We start from the raw sequence: 20,367 nt of genomic DNA on the forward strand, positions 1-20,367 counted from the left end.
CGGATGCTGAATGACCTTAAAGTGTCGGCATTTCTTGCTGTAAGGGCAATTAAGAGAGGCGGCAGGGCCGGATTTTTACTGAATGTCCTGATAATTGCAATGGTATTTATGAATATGATACTCCTCTCCTCAATAATCTCAGGTTCTGTCAATCTCTTTTATGAGCAGACTATTGACTATGAAACGTCTGATGTGATTGTAAAACCGGATGATAATAAAAGAGTTATAAGCTCATCGGATGAAACTGCAGATAAGATCAACAAAATTCCGGGTGTGAGGCGTGCAGCCCGGCACTACTCTCTGGGAGCAACGCTGTCAAATGAGGACAAATCCATAAGCATACCGGTAACCGCAATAAAGCCAAGGGATGAGACTGAAGTTACAAAGGTTAGTGAAACAATTGTCTCAGGAAATTATCTCGGAAGCGGGGACCTGGACGAGATAATAATCGGCTTTCAGGTTGCCGGAAACGAGGACGAGAGGAAGGACTTTTTTGACTCGCTTGGCGGGGCCAGGGTGGGAGACACCATCGAAGTTGCGTATGCAAACGGCGTTATAAAGGATTACAGGATAAAGGGGATATTTCAGACGAAGTCCTGGACGGTCGATTTATCAGCGTTTATTACGTGGGATGAGATGAATTCGGTGCTTGGATATGAAAACACCGAAGCTTCTGAAATTCTGGTGAAATCAATGAACGGCTACTCTCCTGATGAGGTAAAGTACAATATGCTCTCCTTTAATGTACCAGATAAAATTCAGACATGGGAAGAGTCAATGACCGGAATTATTGAGGAGTCGCTTGAGACGTTCAGTATTATAAACAATATATCCCTGCTGGTAAGCCTCATAATAGCCATTGTTGTGATATTTATTGTTATGATGATTAAAGCGATAAACAACAAAAAGCAGATTGCCATTTTAAAGGCCATCGGGATTCACAAAAACATAATTGTAAACTCATACGTCATTCAGGTGCTGCTGATCTCAATCATAGGAATTATTCTTGGACTTATCGGCATTGAAGGCATAATTGCATATTTCACAGCGCACCCGATGGAGTTCCCGGACGGAAACGTGACCCCTTATGTTGAGACAGCCGTTCTGATTGAGAATGCTGTCATGCTCACGGCAGTATCATGTGTAGCGGGCTACATCCCGGCCAGAAGAATTGCCGGAGAGAATATCCTGGAGGCAATGAGGTGAGCAAATGCTGATAGAAGCGCAGGGGCTTACAAAAACCTATAAGATGGGCGCTGTCGATGTCAATGCACTCAGGGGTGTTGATTTTTCAGTTGGAAAGGGTGAGTTTGTCGGGATAACAGGTTTTAGCGGAAGCGGGAAATCAACCCTTCTTCATCTGGCCGGCCTTCTGGATGATCCTACAGCAGGCAGTCTGAAGATTGGAGATACTGACATCTCAGGCCTTTCAGACCATGAAAAGACAGAATTCCGGCTCAGAAGATTCGGTTATGTCTTTCAGGACTACGCCCTTGTATCAGAACTGAATGCAGTGGAGAATGTATATCTGCCGTCCCTTGCCAGAGGTGAGGACAGGGAGGCAGCAGAGAAGCACGCCATTGAGATGCTTGAAATAGTCGGTATATCAGGAAGGGCAGATCATCTCCCGTCTGAACTTTCAGGCGGTGAGCAGCAGAGGGTGGCAATCGCGAGGGCACTCATAAACAGTCCGGAGATTATGTTTGCCGATGAACCGTGCGCAAACCTTGACAGTGTCAATTCCAGAAACGTCCTTGATCTATTCAGAAAGGTGAGTGAAGAATCAGGGCAGACTATCCTGATGGTCTCACATGAGGAGTGGCATGCAGAATATTTTGAGCGTATAATCAGACTGCATGACGGAGAGATTGCCGAGGATAAGTACCTATGAATTCTGAATGCCAGTTCAGTCCCGTACAGAAGAACGGATATCTGCGATCGGGGAAGTAGCGGTAATCATCACCCATATACTATTTTAACGGTAAAAACAATTAATTTCCAATGAATAAAGTACTGACCGGATTCAGATATGCTGCAATACTGATTGCAGTTCTGATTATAATAATTCCTGCATCGGCGGAGATGGTATGGGAAAACACTGTAATTCCTGTTGAAAACGGAAGTTTTACAGGAGGGGACATCTCCGGAAACAATATAATATTTCTGAAATCGGAAGGTATGAATCTCAAATTAAACAGGATCTGCCTTTACAGCACAGAGGAAGAGAAAGTAAGAATTATCGGAACTCCTTCCCTGAATATGACAGTTACAGGATACGGCATCTCAGGAAACTACGCAGTATGGTTTGAGGAAGATGGATCTATTTTTGATACGAATGAATCACTGACAAAACCAAATACAGTCTTTCTTGCAAATCTTGAAAATAACACAACAAAAGCCCTTAATCTCTCACCAACCGCAAAATGGCCAAAAATAAGCGGTGACAGAATATTCTGGTCTGAAGATGACGAAAATTCATACTATGACATTGCAAATATCTATGACATCCGGACGGAGGAAAGCACCCCAATTCCGGAGATAAAATCAATAGACTCTGCAGGAGTTATATTTGAGAGCGGAAATATTGCATATCAGGATCTTAAGGGAGATTTATGCATATATAACCCTGAGTCAAAGGAGAACATAACCGTATTTGTTACTGAGCACAGCAATATTTCAAATTCGGGTGTTCAGTACTTTGACATGGCAGGAGATTATGTGATATATATTAAATCTAAAATAGTCTTCGAAGGTACTGATAAGGGGAGTTATGATGAACCCTGGATCTATGAAATTTCCACCGGAAAGTCAAGTCTGATAAGTCCATTAACCGGAGAATTCACAGATTCACTTACAAAAGACGAGAAAAAGGCTACAATAACTTCACCTTTCACAGACGGAAAGAGAGTGGGATTCGGTCTTATTAAAAGTGAGTCAGAATCTGCAATAATTCTTATCGATCCTGTTGCAGGGAACTCATCAGTAATCCGGGCTGACGATTCAGTAAGTGGCATTAAGATTGACGGCAGCCGGATGATATGGGGCAGATCGATATTCCCGTCCTTTGATCAGGCACTGATCTATGCCAGGGAAAAAGAGGAGAGGACTGAATCAACAGCCGCTCCGGGATTTACAGTAATCGCAGGAATAACCGGGGCGTTACTGTCAGTTCTGATTCTGAACCGGAGGAAGGGACTTTAAGCTCCCTTTTTGAATATCAAAGCAAAAGCAAAAAAAATTATAAATTTATCTGTCTCTTCATAACCCTCCAGAGCCTGATTCCGTTTACGAAGAGCAGAAGGCCGATAAGGGACGTTATAAAGCCGAGAGTAATAAGCAAAATTCCTATTATTGTAACCGGTTCAATGAACATATAAACCGAAAGAGGGAGCGAGATCAGAGCAATTATCATCCGGCTTATGAAACCTTCAGGAACGGCACTCCTGCCTTTTTTCACACGCATAAGAAGCATAAGAGCGCTTGCAAGCATCCATAAACCCAAAACTGCCATCAGAAATGTAACCCACAACTGAAGAGGGAGATCAAATGCCACAATTCCGGCAAAGAAGACACCAAAACCCCTGAAGACATCTGTCCAGGTGAATATTTCCGGTTTCCTGTTTCTGAAAGGTTCAAAGATCATAACCAGTCCAAGAACTGATATTAAAGCCGGAATTATGAAGCTGAAAATTCCAAGAAATGTATCAAACGGATGAAAGATGATATGAAAACCAAACATAACCAGAAAAATTCCGCCAAGGACTAACAGGTGCCATTCCCTCTTCTGCTCCTCAAGAACCTTTTTAGTATCCTTAAACTCCTTACGTCTGATGTCCGAGATTAATGTAATAAAAGTGTCGCTTATCATCAGAAGAAGGGGTGCATCGTCGATTAAATGCAGAAGGGGATTTTTTTTAGGGTCATACCTGTCAAGATGTACCCGCCATTCATTTTCCGTCTCATGGACGTGATACCTTCCCTTCCGGTAACTTGCAACTGTATCAGGTGAAGGCACATTAATGTCCGATTTCAGCCACTCATCTCCAAGTGGTTCGGTGACCTCTTCCTTTGGAACTTCAACTTCCCAGACGCCCTGGCTGAGAGGCTGAAGAAAATCATCCAGCTTTGTCAAGTATTCACACTCCCTGATATTTTATCGGTCTTTACATTAATAACAGAGTCGATAAAATTTTCAGATAACCTGCCGGTTATCGGGCAAATAATTTTTCATCCGGAGAATATTTCCAACCCAACATTTATCCATATATAAATCAGATAGAAGATTTTATGAGTGGCAGAATACTCATTGCCTGTGCTACAAAATACGGCTCTACATACGAGATAGCTGAGTTTATGGGTGATGAACTTAAAAAAACGGGATTGTCAGCAGATGTATATGCGGCAAAGGACGTAAATGACGTATCAGGCTATAACATAATAGTCATTGGAAGTCCGGTCTATGCCGGAAAATGGCTCCCGGAGGTCACCAATATGGTAAAGAGAAATCTTGCTGTGCTTAAGGAGAAGAAAGTTGCAGTATTCTCAGCCGGAATTTCAGTGAAGGACGATACGCCTGAGAACAGGGATAAACTAAAAGAGGCCTCAGAAGAGGCCTTAAGAGAGATAAAACCAGTTTTAGAAGGATTTTTTGCCGGAAAGATGACTTACAGGGAACTGTCTTTACCGCATAAAATTATAGTTAAAGCAGTAAAAGCACCGGAAGGCGACTTCAGGAACTGGAGAAAGATCAGAGATTGGACACTTTCCCTTGCAGAATATCTGTGAAAAGTTCCTGAAATCAGATAAATATCCTGCAGGAGATGATAAATCAGGAGTCTCTGATGAATGTGGACTTCAGAACTGAACAAAAAATAGTTCTTGCTATATGGGTAACTGCTGTCATTATTATACTCTCGGTTTACTGTCTAAACCCGGAATATTTTAACTTTTTAAAATTTGGACCATTTGCAGAGAAATATTACTTCACGGCCCTTCTGGTTTACTTTATTGTATTATCACTCCGGGGCCTTACACTTCTGCCGTCAACTCCGGTTTTAATCGCAGGGATTCTGGTATTCAACCCATATCATGTATTTTTTGTAAATATCTCCGGAACTTTGTTATCTGCAATACTTGTTTACCGTTATTCCGGGTATCTTCAGCTTGGGGATTATTTTGAGAGCAAATTTCCGGCAGAGATTTTATGGGTCAGAAACCTCTTCAGGGAAAGGGAGATTCCGGTCATTGCAGGATGGAGTGTCTGCCCGTTTACTCATACCGATGTGATAATTTATGTCAGTGCATCGCTAAATATCCGGCTTAAGAAGTGCCTTGCCGGAGTTTTAATCGGTGAGTCTTTCATCAACGCCTTTTACATAATTTCAGTTACGAATATTCTCGGGCTTTAAATGACAGAATTAACGCCTCTTAAATAATATGTCATGATCTGATTTTGTGAAAATACTCTGTTTTCACGGGAAATACACCTGAAAATAAGTACAGTTAATCTGAAACAGACGGAATTGAAGGCTGAAATGTAAATAGAGACCTCTATACCGGAGAATAAGGGAGCACTTTTCTATTTTCAGGAATTCCGCAGGTTTAAACCGGAATTATAGGCATTATACTCATCTGCCAGTAAGTTATTTATCCAAATAATATAACCCCATATTATACCGAGTATGAATATCTATGCCCTCTCTCCTGACGAACAACTCGCTGCAATGGAGTCATCAGCTGACGGCCTGAGCGATGCTGAAGTCATAAAACGTCAGAAAAAATACGGGTATAATGCAATAGAGAAACGGCGGGGCAAAAACTACGTCAGAGAATACCTTGTCCAGTATGTCCAGTTCTTTGCAATACTCCTGGAAGTTGCAGCAGTTCTCTCCCTTATTGCCAACCGGTATGCCCCCGGAGAGGGATATGATATTTTAGGGTTTGCCATATTCGGGGCGGTGGTTGTCAATGCAACCTTCGCCTTCTGGCAGGAATACAGGGCAGACAAAACAGTAGAAGCCCTCAGAAAACTGATACCGTCATCGATCACGGTCAGGCGAAACGGAGAGAACCAGAAGATTAAGGCAGTATCACTTGTTCCGGGCGACATCCTGATACTGGAGGAAGGCGACAGGATCGGCGCCGATGCGGTTGTCATCAGTGAAAATTCACTCTATGTAAATAATGCAACCCTAAACGGGGAATCACGCCCGGCACGAAGAAATACAGAACCAACTGAAGCTGAATCACCCCTTGATGCAAAAAATGCCGTTTTTGCCGGAACAACAGTCACAAGCGGAAATGCCATTGCATTGGTGACCACAACCGGAGAGAATACAGAATTTGGAAAGATCGCCTCCCTTGCAGGCAATGTCCGGAAGAGACTGACCCCGATGCAGAAGGAGATCATCCGGATTACAAGAATTCTCACCTATGCAGCTCTCTTTATGGGGGCAGTTTTTCTGGTTCTCGGATATCTCTCAGGAAAAGGTCTCCTTATGGCTGCCATATTTGCCCTGGCCCTTGTTGTGGCAAATGTGCCGGAAGGAATGCTTCCGACAATAACCCTCTCCCTCTCACTTGCAAGCCAGAATATGGCAAAGAGAAACGCCCTCATAAAAAATCTTGACTCTGCACAGACGCTTGGGAGCGCTACAGTCATCTGCACGGACAAGACCGGCACACTGACCAGAAATGAGATGACGGTCAGGGAGATCTACCTTACCGGCGGAGAGGAGATAACTGTCACCGGTGAAGGCTATTCCCAGGAGGGAGACTTTGAATACTCAGGCGGAAACGATACATCAGAAGAACGGCTGGAGCAATTCCTGAATGCCGGCCGGCTGAACTGCCGTGCCCGTTTTTCCGGAGAGGAGAACTTCGGAGATCCGACTGAACTCGCAATTGTTGCTGCGGCGAACAAAAAAATGCCGGCCACTGATGACTATGAAAAGACCGGCGAATTCCCCTTCACCAGTGACCGGAAGATGATGTCGTCCGTATATGTGCATGAAGGGAGAAATTACCTCTTTTCCAAAGGGGCCTTTGAGATTCTTCTGCCACTCTCCACTCATTACATGAACAGTGAGGGCAGAGCTGTTCCATATGATGAAGCTTCAAAGAGGGAATTTTTAGAGAAAGCCGAAAGTTTTGAGAAGAGGGCATACCGTGTCCTGGCAGTTGCATTCAGGGAGGGTGAGAAGGAAGAAAAGCTTACCATGCTCGGACTTGTCGCCATAATGGATCTTCCAAGGGAAGAGGTTTATGAGGCGATAAAGAAATGCAGAAGAGCCGGTATCAGGGTTATGATGCTTACCGGAGACAACCCGAACACAGCAAGGGCCATCGCAGAGAAGATAGGTATGCATGTGGACATCACGCTCACAGGTGATGAACTCAGACGGATGCCGGATGATGAACTCCGGGAAACACTGACATCGCACTGCGTCCTCTGTGCCAGGATGCGATCAGAGCAGAAGCTAAGAATTGCAACCCTCCTTCAGACGAACGGGGAGGTGGTTGCAATGACCGGAGACGGCGTCAATGACGCACCTGCCCTTAGAAAAGCTGATATCGGAATATCAATGGGAATTAAGGGTACTGAAGTAGCAAGGGAGGCATCAGATATGATCCTGCTGGATGACAACTTCGCCTCCATAGTTGCAGCTATTGAAGAGGGAAGGACGGTTTACTTCAACATCAAGAAATTTGTGACCTACATATTATCGTCAAACATTCCGGAGATCGTTCCCTATATTCTCCAGTTCTTCCTGAGAATTCCCCTGCCGCTATCTGTTATCCAGATCCTCACCATTGATCTCGGATCAGATATGCTCCCCGGACTTGCGCTTGGCAGTGAAAAACCGGAGGACGACATCATGAACAGGCCTCCGGTTGGCAAAGATGAACGGATACTTGATGCCGAAGTCTTCAAACGGGGATATTTCTTCCTCGGAGCGATAGAAGGGACTGCCGCAATGGTGGCATTTCTCGGATTTCTCTTCCTTTCCGGGTGGCAGTACGGAGATCTCTCCATCACAAACAGTACGCTGCATTATCAGGCGATGACCATGACACTGCTTGGAGCAATCACCTGCCAGCTTATGAATGTCTGGACGCTTAGATCATGGGAGAATTCAGCATTCAGCAGGGGGCTTTTCACCAATAAACTGCTGATTGTTGCTATAATCATTGAGATCATCTGGATTGTCATGATCCTCACGGTTCCGCCGGTACAGTACATCTTCAACACGGCATACGTCCCGCTGCCATTCCTGATACTGCTCATACCCTTCCCGATTCTGCTCTTTGTCCTGCATGAGCTCTATAAATGGAGGATACGGACAAAAAGAGAAAAAAATACCCCTAAAAAGCCGGGAGAAGATGAAGCAGGATGCGGGGAGGATATTCCAAATGTCTGCTGAGTAACCATGCCGGCAGTCTGAAAGAAAAGAATGGTTTTTTTTGTTCAGGAAAGGCAGGTATGATGAGTAATTATCCGGAAAAAACACATTTTAGTTCTGAGTTTGAATCAGTCCCATTCACGACTATAAATTTACATTGTCAATTATACAATCATACTAAATTAACATTTGGGCTGATTAAAAGAGACTCAAAATGATAAAACGGAATACCTGGATATTATTAATACAGCGGTAAGAGGAAAGAGAGAACTAAAACAAAAATTCTTACGTATAAATCTGACTGTAAGGAAGATACTAAAAAACAAAAAATAATATATTAATAATATTAGCTACATATCAATCATTCTTTCTCTTTTCCCAGATGTACACTCCAATAACTGCAATAATTATGCATATAATCAAAATTATAAGCCAGGCAGACGATGAAACCGGTTCTTTAGTTGCTGCACCGCCTGTTCCTGAGGCTGTAGTCGGCTCGACTGCTGCTCCGGTTTCTTCCTCTGCAAACAGTGCGTATGTACTGAAGTGTGTAACCTGAATGGTGATCGTCCGATCATCGGTGTTTTTCTGTCCCTTAAGAATCTCCCATTCTCCGGTATCTTCATTAAACCAGCCGACTTCAACACTCTGGCCATACATGCTCCACTCCTCTTCAGAGAGGATGAAAGTAAGGGTTGCTGCGGGTGTAAAAGTAGTTCCGTCCGGAAGGAGTTCATATGCATAGAGCATCACGGGATCTTCAAGACCGGAAATTACTGTTACAGAAGGTGCAGCCTCTTCAGGTATTGCAGACATGCCGATCTCGCTCTGAACATTGCCGTCCGAACTGCGGACAGAGAAACCTGCATCCACACTGAGATATGCCGACATATTGCCTGCCCATATATTAACGGGCTCTTCAGTCAGACCCTCATCTCCGAAGGCCAGAACTCCAAGGTTTATGAAATTTTCAGGAACTGTATAAGGTCTTTCAGTAGGAGTTGTTGTGGGTATGGGAGTAGACACAGCAGTTGAAACCGGCCAGATCTCATTATCATCACCGCTGGAACTATCTCCGCCACCGGAACCCCCACCGCCGGAACTTGTGGCTGCTATATAATTTGCTTTTGTCTTAGCTGCATCACCATACCTGTTTGTCGCAGTCAGCGAGACAGAATATGTTCCGGCCGTACTGTACGTATGCACAGGGTTCTGAACGGTCGATGTCGATCCGTCACCGAATGACCAGTTCCACGCAGTCGGAGCAGGACTGCCGGAGCATTTACTTGTGAATGATACCGGGAGAGGAACATTTCCGCTCGTAACATTGGCTGCGAAATCGGCAGTCATCGGGTTTGAAACCGTGATATAATCGTTTTTGACTATTGTATCTAAGCCTTTGGAGTTGTTGACCGTAAGAGTGACATCATAGATCCCTGTCGATGCATATATGTGTGCGGGGTTCTTCAAAGTCGATGTCACACCGTCGCCGAATGACCAGTTCCATGTAACCGGACTGTTTATTGACAGGTCAGTGAACTGAACGGTAAGCGGAACCTTTCCTGCAACAGGATTCGCAGAGAACTCCGCAACCGGCGCAGCCAGCGGTGAGAAGCTCACCAGCACCTTGGAGGAGAAACCATCCGGTGAAAATCCGACGAAGGTATAGATCCCGCCTTCCAGACTGTATGTTGTATCAAGGACAATGACAGTGCCGTCCTCCGATAAACTAAGCATTCTGAAGTAATCAGGGCCGCCGCAGAGATCGGTGACATACGCCTCGGAGGCTGTCATTGTTATATACGCATTGCTGACGTTTATTCCGCCGAACGAGGATTTATCAATCCTCATCGTGTAAGTGACCTCTCCAAGTTCGCCATCAAGCTGGTTCAATACTGCAAGCTGGAATGCACGCCCCTGGCTTTCATTCACAGCTCCACGTGTTATGGTGATATTGAGCTGAGTTGACGGACTGGTCAGGCCGGAAAGGCTGCCGGAGATATTGGCACTGATACCCGTACTGACCGAACCCACATCACCCTGAAGATCGACGGAGTTCGAGATGTTGCCGATGCTGGCACCTGTGGCAGTACCGTTCCATGTGTTGGAACTGTTCACCAGACCGGTGGTCCTGATAGAGATAACTATTCCCGGATTAGTAACGACAATTGTTGTGTTGTCGGCAGATACTGTGGCATTGTGATTATCTGCAACATTTATACTGACCTCGTTTGTAGTGTCATTATAGGTCATGTTTTCAACGATTAGAGACTGATCCCTGTTAAGGGCCGCCTCTACGGGGGTTATGTTGACTGAGCCGTCATCCATCATTTCAAATGGATATGTTCTGTTGTCTCTTGTCCAGAAGGCATTTACAAATTCTATGTCATCATACCCGGGTATCCCCCTGGAGTAGACTTCAAGATCGATGAGTGATTCAATTCCGGTAAGGTCGTCATTTGAGACTGCTTCTATCCGGAGCCAGCCGTTTTCATTCCTGATAGTCTTGCTGACTATGGTTAAGCCCGGTACTGAGCTGTTGACAGTGGCATCTGCGACAAACATTATAGATTTGTTGAATTCAAGGACAAATGAGACATTTCTGACTTCATATAGATCCGAAGCGGCTATTGTAAAAGTACCTTCGGACTCTACAGGCAGTACTCCGTCAGGTGCAGCGATTTCGGTAACCTTCTCGACATGGATTTCACCGTCATGCAGTACCATACTGCATTTCCCGGTCAGAGAATCTGCGTCGGCCGATGTGAAGTTCAGGGCTGAAGTATTCCTGGGATTGAAGACATTGTCGACAGCTCTGAAATTAACCTCGGCAATTTCCACACTTCCGGAGTACGAAAGACCGTTGGTATCGGAGATATTTATTGTAAGCAGACCGTTAAGGTTGTCTATATCGCTGCTGAAGACCGAACCGCTTATAAACGCCGAAGCACTCGCATTTTCAACTGTAACCGTTGTTGGGTCGTATGATAATGCGAAATCTATAGCAGTTACACCGACAAGGTCAGAGGCCCTGACGGGTAATTCTGCAACTTTGCCTTCGGCGATCCTGCCGTCGGGTGCAGTCAGCGTAACAGTTGCAGGGACAGGCTTCATCTCAAATGAAACCTCAGTCACATTACCAAGTGTGACGGTGACATCTGCCGTTACATTAAGGTAGCCCGACTTGGTTAGCATGAGTTCATATTCACCGGGGATTAAGCTCAAACTGTCGTTTGTAAGTTTATGAGTGTTTACACCGTCAAGCCAGATAGAAGCTCCCACAGGAGTGGAATTAACCTGAAGCGTGCCCGCATTTCTTACAAGAGTAAAGTCGGCCAGAGTGGTATTGTCAGGCGTGACATCAACAACCTTACTGGAATTTTCATAACCGGACAAAGTAACATTAACTGTATAGCTTCCAACGGATTGATCAGCGAATGTCCAATTTGTAGTTTTACCAGTATCAATACCATTGAGTGAAATCGAAGCTCCGGAAGGAGTGGAATTAACCTGAAGCGTGCCCGCATTTCTTACAAGAGTAAAGTCAGCCAGAGTGGTATTGTCAGGCGTGACATCAACAACCTGACTTGAATTTTCATAACCGGACAAAGTAACATTAACTGTATAGCTTCCAACGGATTGATCAGCGAATGTCCAATTTGTAGTTTTACCAGTATCAATACCATTGAGTGAAATCGAAGCTCCAACAGGAGTGGAGTTGACCTGAAGCGTGCCCGCATTTCTTACAAGAGTAAAGTCGGCCAGAGTGGTATTGTCAGGCGTGACATCAACAACCTTACTGGAATTTACATAACCGGACAAAGTAACATTAACTGTATAGCTTCCAACGGATTGATCAGCGAATGTCCAATTTGTAGTTTTACCAGTATCAATACCATTGAGTGAAATCGAAGCTCCGGAAGGAGTTGAATTGACCTGGAGAGTGCCGGCTTTTCTTACAAGAGTAAAGTCAGCCAGAGTGGTATTGTCAACGGTTACATCAACAACCTTACTGGAATTCTCATAACCGGACAAAGTCAGGTTCACAGTATGACTGCCAACGGAGAGGTCAGTGAACGTGCTGTTGGTTACATTACCCGTATCGACACCGTCAAGCCAGATTGAGGCTCCAGAAGGAGTAGAATTGACCTGAAGCGTGCCCGCATTTCTTACAAGCGTAAAGTCAGCCAGAGTAGTATTGTCAAGCGTGACATCAACAACCTGACTTGAATTCTCGTAACCGGACAAGGTAAGGTTCACAGTGTGCAGACCTACGGAGAGGTCAGTGAACGTGCTGTTGGTTACATTACCCGTATCAACACCGTCAAGCCAGATTGAGGCTCCAGAAGGAGTAGAATTGACCTGAAGCGTGCCCGCATTTCTTACAAGCGTAAAGTCGGCCAGAGTGGTATTGTCAACGGTTACATCAACAACCTTACTGGAATTCTCATAACCGGACAAAGTCAGGTTCACAGTATAACTGCCAACGGAGAGGTCAGGGAATGTGCTGTTCGTTACATTACCGGTATCAACACCGTCAAGCCAGATTGAGGCTCCAACAGGAGTGGAGTTGACCTGAAGCGTGCCCGCATTTCTTACAAGAGTAAAGTCGGCCAGAGTTGTATTGTCAAAGGTTACATCAACAACCTTACTGGAATTCTCGTAACCGGACAAAGTCAGGTTAACAATATGACTGCCAACGGAGAGGTCAGAGAATGTGCTGTTCGTTACATTACCGGTATCAACACCGTCAAGCCAGATTGAGGCTCCAACAGGAGTGGAGTTGACCTGAAGCGTGCCCGCATTTCTTACAAGAGTAAAGTCGGCCAGAGTTGTATTGTCAAAGGTTACATCAACAACCTTACTGGAATTTTCATAACCGGACAAAGTAACATTAACTGTATAGCTTCCAACGGATTGATCAGCGAATGTCCAATTTGTAGTTTTACCAGTATCAATACCATTGAGTGAAATCGAAGCTCCCGAAGGAGTTGAATTAACCTGGAGAGTGCCGGCTTTTCTTACAAGCGTAAAGTCAGCCAGAGTTGTATTGTCAACGGTTACATCAACAACCTGACTTGAATTTTCATAACCGGACAAAGTCAGGTTAACAGTATGACTGCCAACGGAGAGATCAGTGAACGTGCTGTTCGTTACATTACCCGTATTGACACCGTCAAGCCAGATTGAGGCTCCAACAGGAGTGGAGTTGACCTGAAGCGTGCCCGCATTTCTTACAAGAGTAAAGTCAGCCAGAGTGGTATTGTCAACGGTTACATCAACAACCTTACTGGAATTCTCATAACCGGACAAAGTCAGGTTAACAGTATGACTGCCAACGGAGAGGTCAGGGAATGTGCTGTTCGTTACATTACCGGTATCAACACCGTCAAGCCAGATTGAGGCTCCAGAAGGAGTAGAATTGACCTGAAGCGTGCCCGCATTTCTTACAAGAGTAAAGTCAGCCAGAGTGGTATTGTCAACGGTTACATCAACAACCTGACTTGAATTTTCATAACCGGACAAAGTCAGGTTAACAATATGACTGCCAACAGGAAGATCTACGAAGGTGCTGTTGGTTACATTACCCGTATCAACACCGTCAAGCCAGATAGAAGCTCCCACAGGAGTGGAGTTGACCTGAAGAGTACCCGCATTTCTTGAAAGCAGGAAGTCGACGGCAGTAATATTGTTCTGGGTTACTTTCACCTCCTCCTGGCTTGAGCTTTCATATCCGGAGAGTGTGACAGTAACATTGTAGCTACCGACCTGAAGCTTATCCAGGGTCTTATTGGTTAGATAACCTGAATCCACCCCGTTCAGGTAAATTTTTGCTCCACCCGGAGTGGAATTCACACTAAGGATACCATACTCAACAACATCTCCCTGGAAGACCGGATAACTGTTTTTGGCTTCAAATACTCTCCAGATCTTTGAGGTATCCGCACTGACGCTGATTATATCCGGCGACCATTTTAGACCGTTGTCGGGAGTTGTTCCGGTAAGGAAGCCATAGTCCATAAATTTGGTCAGATTGGAGATCAGGGTTCCTTCTGTATTAGCACCACTGTTATAGTTACGATAGCAATTCGTAATCACGCTGCCGCTGCCGGTACTACCGACAAGACCACCGTAAGTGGTGGAAGAGGCATTACCAACTGCAAAACTGTTTGTAATCGAACATAAATTCTGTCCCACAAGACCACCGGCAAAATTACCGCCCTCGGCAGTGGCGTCTCCGGTGGAATAACAGTTATTTATAGAACCACCAGGGTTCTCCAGCCCTGCAAAACCGCCGGCAAAACCGCCCTCTGCAGTGGAATCTCCGGTGGAATAACAGTTATTTATCGAACCGCCGGTATCCTGGCCCAAAAGACCACCGGCAAAACCACCGCTCCCTGCAATGGCGTCTCCGGTGGAATAACAGTTATTTATCGAACCATCGGTATCCCCTCCCATTAGACCACCGGCAGAACCACCGGCACCGGCAGTGGCACTTCCAGTGGAATAACTGTTATTTATCGGACTGTTGGTACTCTGGCCCACAAGGCCGCCGGCAAAACCACCGTTCCCTGCAATGGCATCTCCAGTGGAATAACAGTTAATTATCGGAGCACCGGCATCCTGTCCCAAGAGACCGCCAGCAAAATTACCGTCAGCAGTGACAGTCCCGGAAGAGGAGCTGTTAATTATCGAACCGAAGGCATCCTGTATCCCCACAAGACCGCCGGCAAAATTACCGTCCGCAGTGACGTTTCCGGAAGAGGAGCAGTTAATAATATAGCCCATGTTATGTCCGGCGAGGATACCAACGTAAGTACTTCCATGGACCCCTCCGGCACCTGCCGCCACATTCAGGTTATTTATACTACTATTAATGCCCAGGACGCCGAAGAGACCGACATTATCGGAACCGGCCAGATTCAGCGTGAGGTTGCTTATGGTATAGCCCTGACCGCTGAAATTTCCGGTGAATAAATGTGTAATGTTTCCGATCGGGTTAACCAGAGTATCGTCAAAAATGGAGATGTTATTAATGACAGTGAAATTCTTACCCCAATCATCCGGACTTCCGGATAATTCGTTAATATCGGAACTTGTGCTTATCTGGTATGGATCATCTGCAGTTCCGCTTCCGCCGCTGTATTTGGGGAGTCCGACAGTAAGGATAAATGTTGTTTCAGACTTTTCAATTTCTCCCAGGCCCCCTACTACAATTCCTGTGGCCGTGATGGTAATTGGAATCTCAGTTCCCCTCTCACAACTCTCCGATACCTGAAGAACAACACTATAGTTTTTTGATACCCCAGGACCAATATCCTCGGCAGGTCCGGTATAAACCCATTGGATTGTTCCATTAGCTGTAATATTTGTGTAAGGGTTTACGTATTCACAACTCAGATCCTTATAATTTAATGCGTAATTTATCATGAGGCCAGGTCCAAGCTCCTGACCTGATGAATTCGGATACAGATTCTCTAAAGTCATATTGATTGTAACATTCCTGCCGGGAAAAACTCTCAGGGATGATATGTCGGTTGTCAAACCGATATGCGGGAGATTAAGTTCCACTGTAGTTATATTGGACTCTTTTACCAAATGCCCGTCTCCGGTTCCCTGTGCAAGAAGCGTGTTTACCGCTACATTGCCACCTGTAGACACTACACTGGCAGAGACATTGAATGTCCTGATTCCCCCTGTTTCAAGATCCCCTACATCCCAGATAAGACAGTTGCCGCTTACCGAAGCAGCAGGATCGGATGATTTATAATCAAAATCTCTGAGGCAGTAGGTTACATTGACACCGGAAAGTGGAACAGTACCTGTGTTTGTGAGATCTATCGTGAAGTTGACAGTCTCTCCTATTTCGGAAAGATTGTTCCTGTCAGACGAAGAACTAACGGAGAGTCCTGCAGCAATGGGGTCACGGGCAACCGCATACCACTGGGCCGGAACGGTAAGACCTCCGGAAATAAGACCTGAGCCTGTAGCTGTGTCTCCGACCTTCCACCAGTTTATATCCAGGCTGACATCATGCGGATTCCAGGCTACATACGTCCTGCGGCCCGAAGAATCTACGAATGCCGCAGTAAACGGCTGGGAATAACTACCTGCTTCAGCCGCAGCGGAATAGCCGAATACAGATGGATCCGGTGTGCCGTATTTATCGATCGCCCAGAACCATGTCAGGGCCTCGGACGTAGTCTGCGAGTCTCCCACATAGTCGTCTTTGAGAGTATTGAACCAGTTAAGATTGTATTCTATCGGGCCGCTTTCATTCCTGGATTCCTCAATGGCGTTCATGAACCAGTTGTAAGGAGAGTATGAAATTTCCGAGTCCTTAATCGCTGTAGCGACTCCTCCAATAGCACGCTGTTCGTTAACAGTCGCCCTCCTGGCGCCGGAAGCATTATCCACAGAATAATCATAACCACCATTATTGTTGTAGTCCATGGCCCTGCACCACAGGTTGGTATATTCAAGATCTCTCGCAAAATTGAGCGTGTATCCTCCCATCGGGAACCAGAAGTTGTACATGTCGGAAACAGGTGATAGTCCGAACTCCGATCCGTACTGTGCCTGGGCCATAAACAGTTTTGTAACCTGAGAGGTGGCATTCGGGTAGCCCTCGGGAACGGAAGGCCAGTCAATATACGGATTACCCCAGTTAACAGCGGTGTCCCACATCGTATCCCCGACATTATAATCTACGGGGCGGGTGGAGTTACCGGTGACCTGCGGGAGATAGTCACCGTTTATCGACCATTTGGCTGCTGTTTTAGTACCGACGGTACTGGCGTCAGGGACAAAAGAACCTGTTGTATCGGCCCAGTAGGATTCCTTGTTGTAAAGGTTCGTTGTATAGAGATAGATTCCAAGATCTGTGATGTCCTGGCGGTTTGTAGCCGTACCCCACATGATGATCCCGGACCATGCCTGCATAGTTTCTCCCAGAGAATTGTCATCTTTCCCTTCCGACAATGGGGCATTATTGCTGTTCAGTGGGAAACCCTCTGTCCATGACTGTCCGTTCCACTGGTCAAAGAAGTTCATCTTTGAATACTTCATGTCAGCATTTGTATAGAACTGACCGCAGTCCGCGTCGTATGCTATCGACATGACCAGCTGGTCGATGAATGCTCCGTACTCATCCTCGCCCGCCCAATCCTGATCGAAGAAGGCTGTCATTGCGGCTGAAGTAATAAAATACCCGTAAAGATATTGATCGTCATTCCAGTTGATGGCGTTTCCGAAACCGTCCATAGGCGTATCAGATGGCGATTCGGCCTTATAGGTCGTCGGGAAGTTGTTAATTTGCCCCTCTTTATAGGGGCCCTGGGCCGGGTACATAAACACGGCGCCGGCAGTTTCATTATATAAGAAGAAATATGGAGAATACTGATCTTTTTCTCCAGAAGTGTCTTTACTTGTCCGGAAAGGTGTTTCCCGGGTAAACATCTCGAAGAAATTCTCAATACCTTCTATATTATGAGTAAAGGACTGGTTTGCGTAATACGTCCGATGGGTTGTATTTGTCTGGTTATACCACTCTGTTCCTTCCCACCATGCAGGCATCCCATAAGGTTCCAGATCCGAAACGCTTTGCCCCAAGACTGCCGATTCGTCCTCTGCCAGCGTGCTTAACTGCTTTTCCACGGCCAGTTTACCGGCCATATAGCGTAAAATCAATCCATAATTATAATTTGCATTGGATTCGCCGCCGTCAAGTTCCGTTCCATATGGAGGATAGTCCCCGGTATTCTTGTTCGTATAACTGTCCTCGTCACAGTTGATTATATTCCAGAGTAACTGATCGCCGTTGGAGGCGTATTCATCAACTAACGGCATGAAAGGAATAAAGTTGTTGAATACATAGGTCGTCGAGAAACCGTCCGCTGCAATTGGAAGGAGTTTGCCTTTGGCTGACCAGTACTGATAATGGCCGTTATTCACAGAAGGCATCTTGTCCACCCAATTTCCGGGCGATGACGGTCTGAGGGTTAAGGAATCCAAATCGCCGTCGAAAACATCTTCATCCCTTCCGTCAGCAAAGCTTTCATACTGATGCCTCTGGAGGCACAGAACCGTCTCATCTCCTACACCGGAACCCGTGGGTCCCATCTTTTCAGTAGTAGGTTGATAGGTCGTATGCAACAGGCCTTCGTCATGATCGACCGTATAAGAGATCTCTGTATCTGTGATATAGTTGAAGGCATAAGGGGCAATTACCTTCGCCCAGTCCTCTGACTCGGAGAGTGCCTCTTCCTTTGTGGGAGTAAATTCATCCCGGTTGACTATTCCCTTAGGATATGAAACAACCGGAAGTCCGGCAATAACGAAGTGGCATTTCTCGCAGCCGGCTGTTTTCGGAATAAGGGATATCCCCTGGGTATCATTGACAAAATCCATTTCACTTTTATTATAGAATACGGCAAAATAGTTCCAGTTCGTAACTGTGGATGTAGGTGTCGTATCCTGGGAGAGTATATCCTGGTTTGTTCCGACAAGTACACACCCGAGATCTGGAATACCTGTATCAACCACGCTTATATTGACATATGCACGGCCTGACATTTCAGTTCCATGAAGTGCAGCGTTAAAAGGGGCACCTGTGTAGAACTTGCATGCCATCATCTCCCCGCTTCCCGGATTATTCCAGGTGAACCATGAAAATGGCGATCCCTGTGCCATCGTAAATTCCAGGTTATCACTGCTGCTTTTATTCTGAAGCAGGAAATCGATATCCCAGTCGCCCATCCGTGTTGCAATGAGATTGTCGGGGAAATCATTGCCCCATGAAGGATCTGTCGCTCCTACATTATCTGCCGGGAATACCCTCAGACCTGAGTACCACCAGCCGTTCTGTACTACATGGTATGACGAGTTCTCAACTGGAAAAGTAGTATTTTTTCCCACGCCCGCTACCGGAATCGACATGGAGAATACAGGACCTGTAACCCTCCCGTCATTATTTTTATTTGAAAATTCACTTGCAGTGAAGGTCAGACTTAGCGGATCAGCATAGATGTTATCCTGAATAAATGAATTCTCCCATGGTGCAAATACCCCGGACTTTGGTTCCTGCATATAATAGGTAAGAGTGCTGTTCGGCCAGATCATAAAACCGGCCCATGAATGGAGCCTCTCCACAAGGCTTCCGTTCCGCATGCTGTCTCCTACAGACGATTCATCCATAAAGAGCGGTGTCGGGTCCATCTGCCAGGTAACCGGACCGTCAACACCCTGCCATCTCCCTCCGCTGTCGGGAAGTTCGGTCTGTATATACGCCTTTCCAATTTGAATCGGTTCTGCCGCCGCATTCGCAGTGCAGAGTAAAATCATTAAAATACCCAAAATCAAGAAGAGTTTACCCGGTTTCATAATATCTACCCCATTCCCACCCCCACCAGGGAACATGAAATGAACTTCCACCTTAAAATATTTAATAATTATCGCACACAATTATAGCAAATATTTATGATTTTTTGTATCAGTATCCGGCATATGAAGTAATATATGAAGTAATTAATGAAACAAGAACAGTATCCGGAACAATGAAAGTATGCCAGCTGACAGATAATGAATGACAGAGTGCACTGTTTCATAGGAGATTCTAAATCATCAGTGCCTCATATCTCATAATAATTAAGACTCTTTGAGGGATCTGTTTTTGTTATATTCTCTTACATAAGAACACGGTGAACAACTCTGTTTACTGTTCTGATTTCCTTAATCTTACAAACTTTCTCATTAGACAGTGACAAGGATGAACTCTCAAAACCAGATATTAACATTAATAATATCAATTGAATGTGATAAAGAACCACAATTTCAAATCTGAGAGAAACAATCAATACATTGCATGATCATTCAATATATTAAACAATCATTCAATACAATGAATGCCCATATAACATGAAAATACCATATAGCCGGAAAGTATGTTCAGTGAATAAATAACTGA

The 20,367-nt window shown here is 45.3% G+C and carries 8 protein-coding genes; 6 read left to right on the top strand and 2 right to left on the bottom strand.

The features are described 5' to 3' along the window. Positions 1-3 precede the first annotated feature (3 nt). From METLIM_RS04615 to METLIM_RS04625, 3 genes are all read left to right on the top strand, one after another. The gene (locus METLIM_RS04615; protein WP_004076769.1) at positions 4-1,206 is read left to right on the top strand and encodes an ABC transporter permease; all 1,203 of its coding nucleotides are present in this window, start codon (positions 4-6) and stop codon (positions 1,204-1,206) included. Between the two features lie 7 nt (positions 1,207-1,213). Continuing rightward, entirely contained in the window at positions 1,214-1,891 is a 678-nt protein-coding gene (locus METLIM_RS04620) for an ABC transporter ATP-binding protein (protein ID WP_048146213.1), read from the top strand. A gap of 110 nt (positions 1,892-2,001) precedes the next feature. Further along, positions 2,002-3,201: a P-loop NTPase family protein gene (locus tag METLIM_RS04625; protein WP_004076771.1), complete on the top strand. Its 1,200-nt coding sequence runs from the start codon at positions 2,002-2,004 to the stop codon at positions 3,199-3,201. 37 nt (positions 3,202-3,238) lie between these two features. Here the strand turns inward: METLIM_RS04625 and METLIM_RS04630 are convergent, their stop codons facing one another. After that, positions 3,239-4,132, bottom strand: a complete 894-nt coding sequence (locus METLIM_RS04630; RefSeq protein ID WP_004076772.1) for an HdeD family acid-resistance protein — start codon at positions 4,130-4,132, stop codon at positions 3,239-3,241. A gap of 155 nt (positions 4,133-4,287) precedes the next feature. On the opposite strand from METLIM_RS04630, the gene METLIM_RS04635 reads away from it, so the two are divergent. The 3 genes from METLIM_RS04635 (at position 4,288) to METLIM_RS04645 (ending at position 8,423) form a co-directional block, all read left to right on the top strand. Next, positions 4,288-4,785: a flavodoxin domain-containing protein gene (locus tag METLIM_RS04635; protein ID WP_004076773.1), complete on the top strand. Its 498-nt coding sequence runs from the start codon at positions 4,288-4,290 to the stop codon at positions 4,783-4,785. A gap of 35 nt (positions 4,786-4,820) precedes the next feature. Further along, complete coding sequence (locus tag METLIM_RS04640; protein WP_083824930.1) at positions 4,821-5,408, top strand: VTT domain-containing protein; 588 nt, start codon at positions 4,821-4,823, stop codon at positions 5,406-5,408. Positions 5,409-5,681: 273 nt separating this feature from the next. Beyond that, complete coding sequence (locus METLIM_RS04645; RefSeq protein WP_004076775.1) at positions 5,682-8,423, top strand: cation-translocating P-type ATPase; 2,742 nt, start codon at positions 5,682-5,684, stop codon at positions 8,421-8,423. A gap of 336 nt (positions 8,424-8,759) precedes the next feature. Here the strand turns inward: METLIM_RS04645 and METLIM_RS04650 are convergent, their stop codons facing one another. Next, positions 8,760-19,745: a PEGA domain-containing protein gene (locus tag METLIM_RS04650; RefSeq protein WP_048145600.1), complete on the bottom strand. Its 10,986-nt coding sequence runs from the start codon at positions 19,743-19,745 to the stop codon at positions 8,760-8,762. Between the last annotated feature and the right edge of the window lie 622 nt (positions 19,746-20,367).

The organism is Methanoplanus limicola DSM 2279 (assembly GCF_000243255.1).
GTDB classification, from domain to species: Archaea; Halobacteriota; Methanomicrobia; order Methanomicrobiales; family Methanomicrobiaceae; genus Methanoplanus; species Methanoplanus limicola.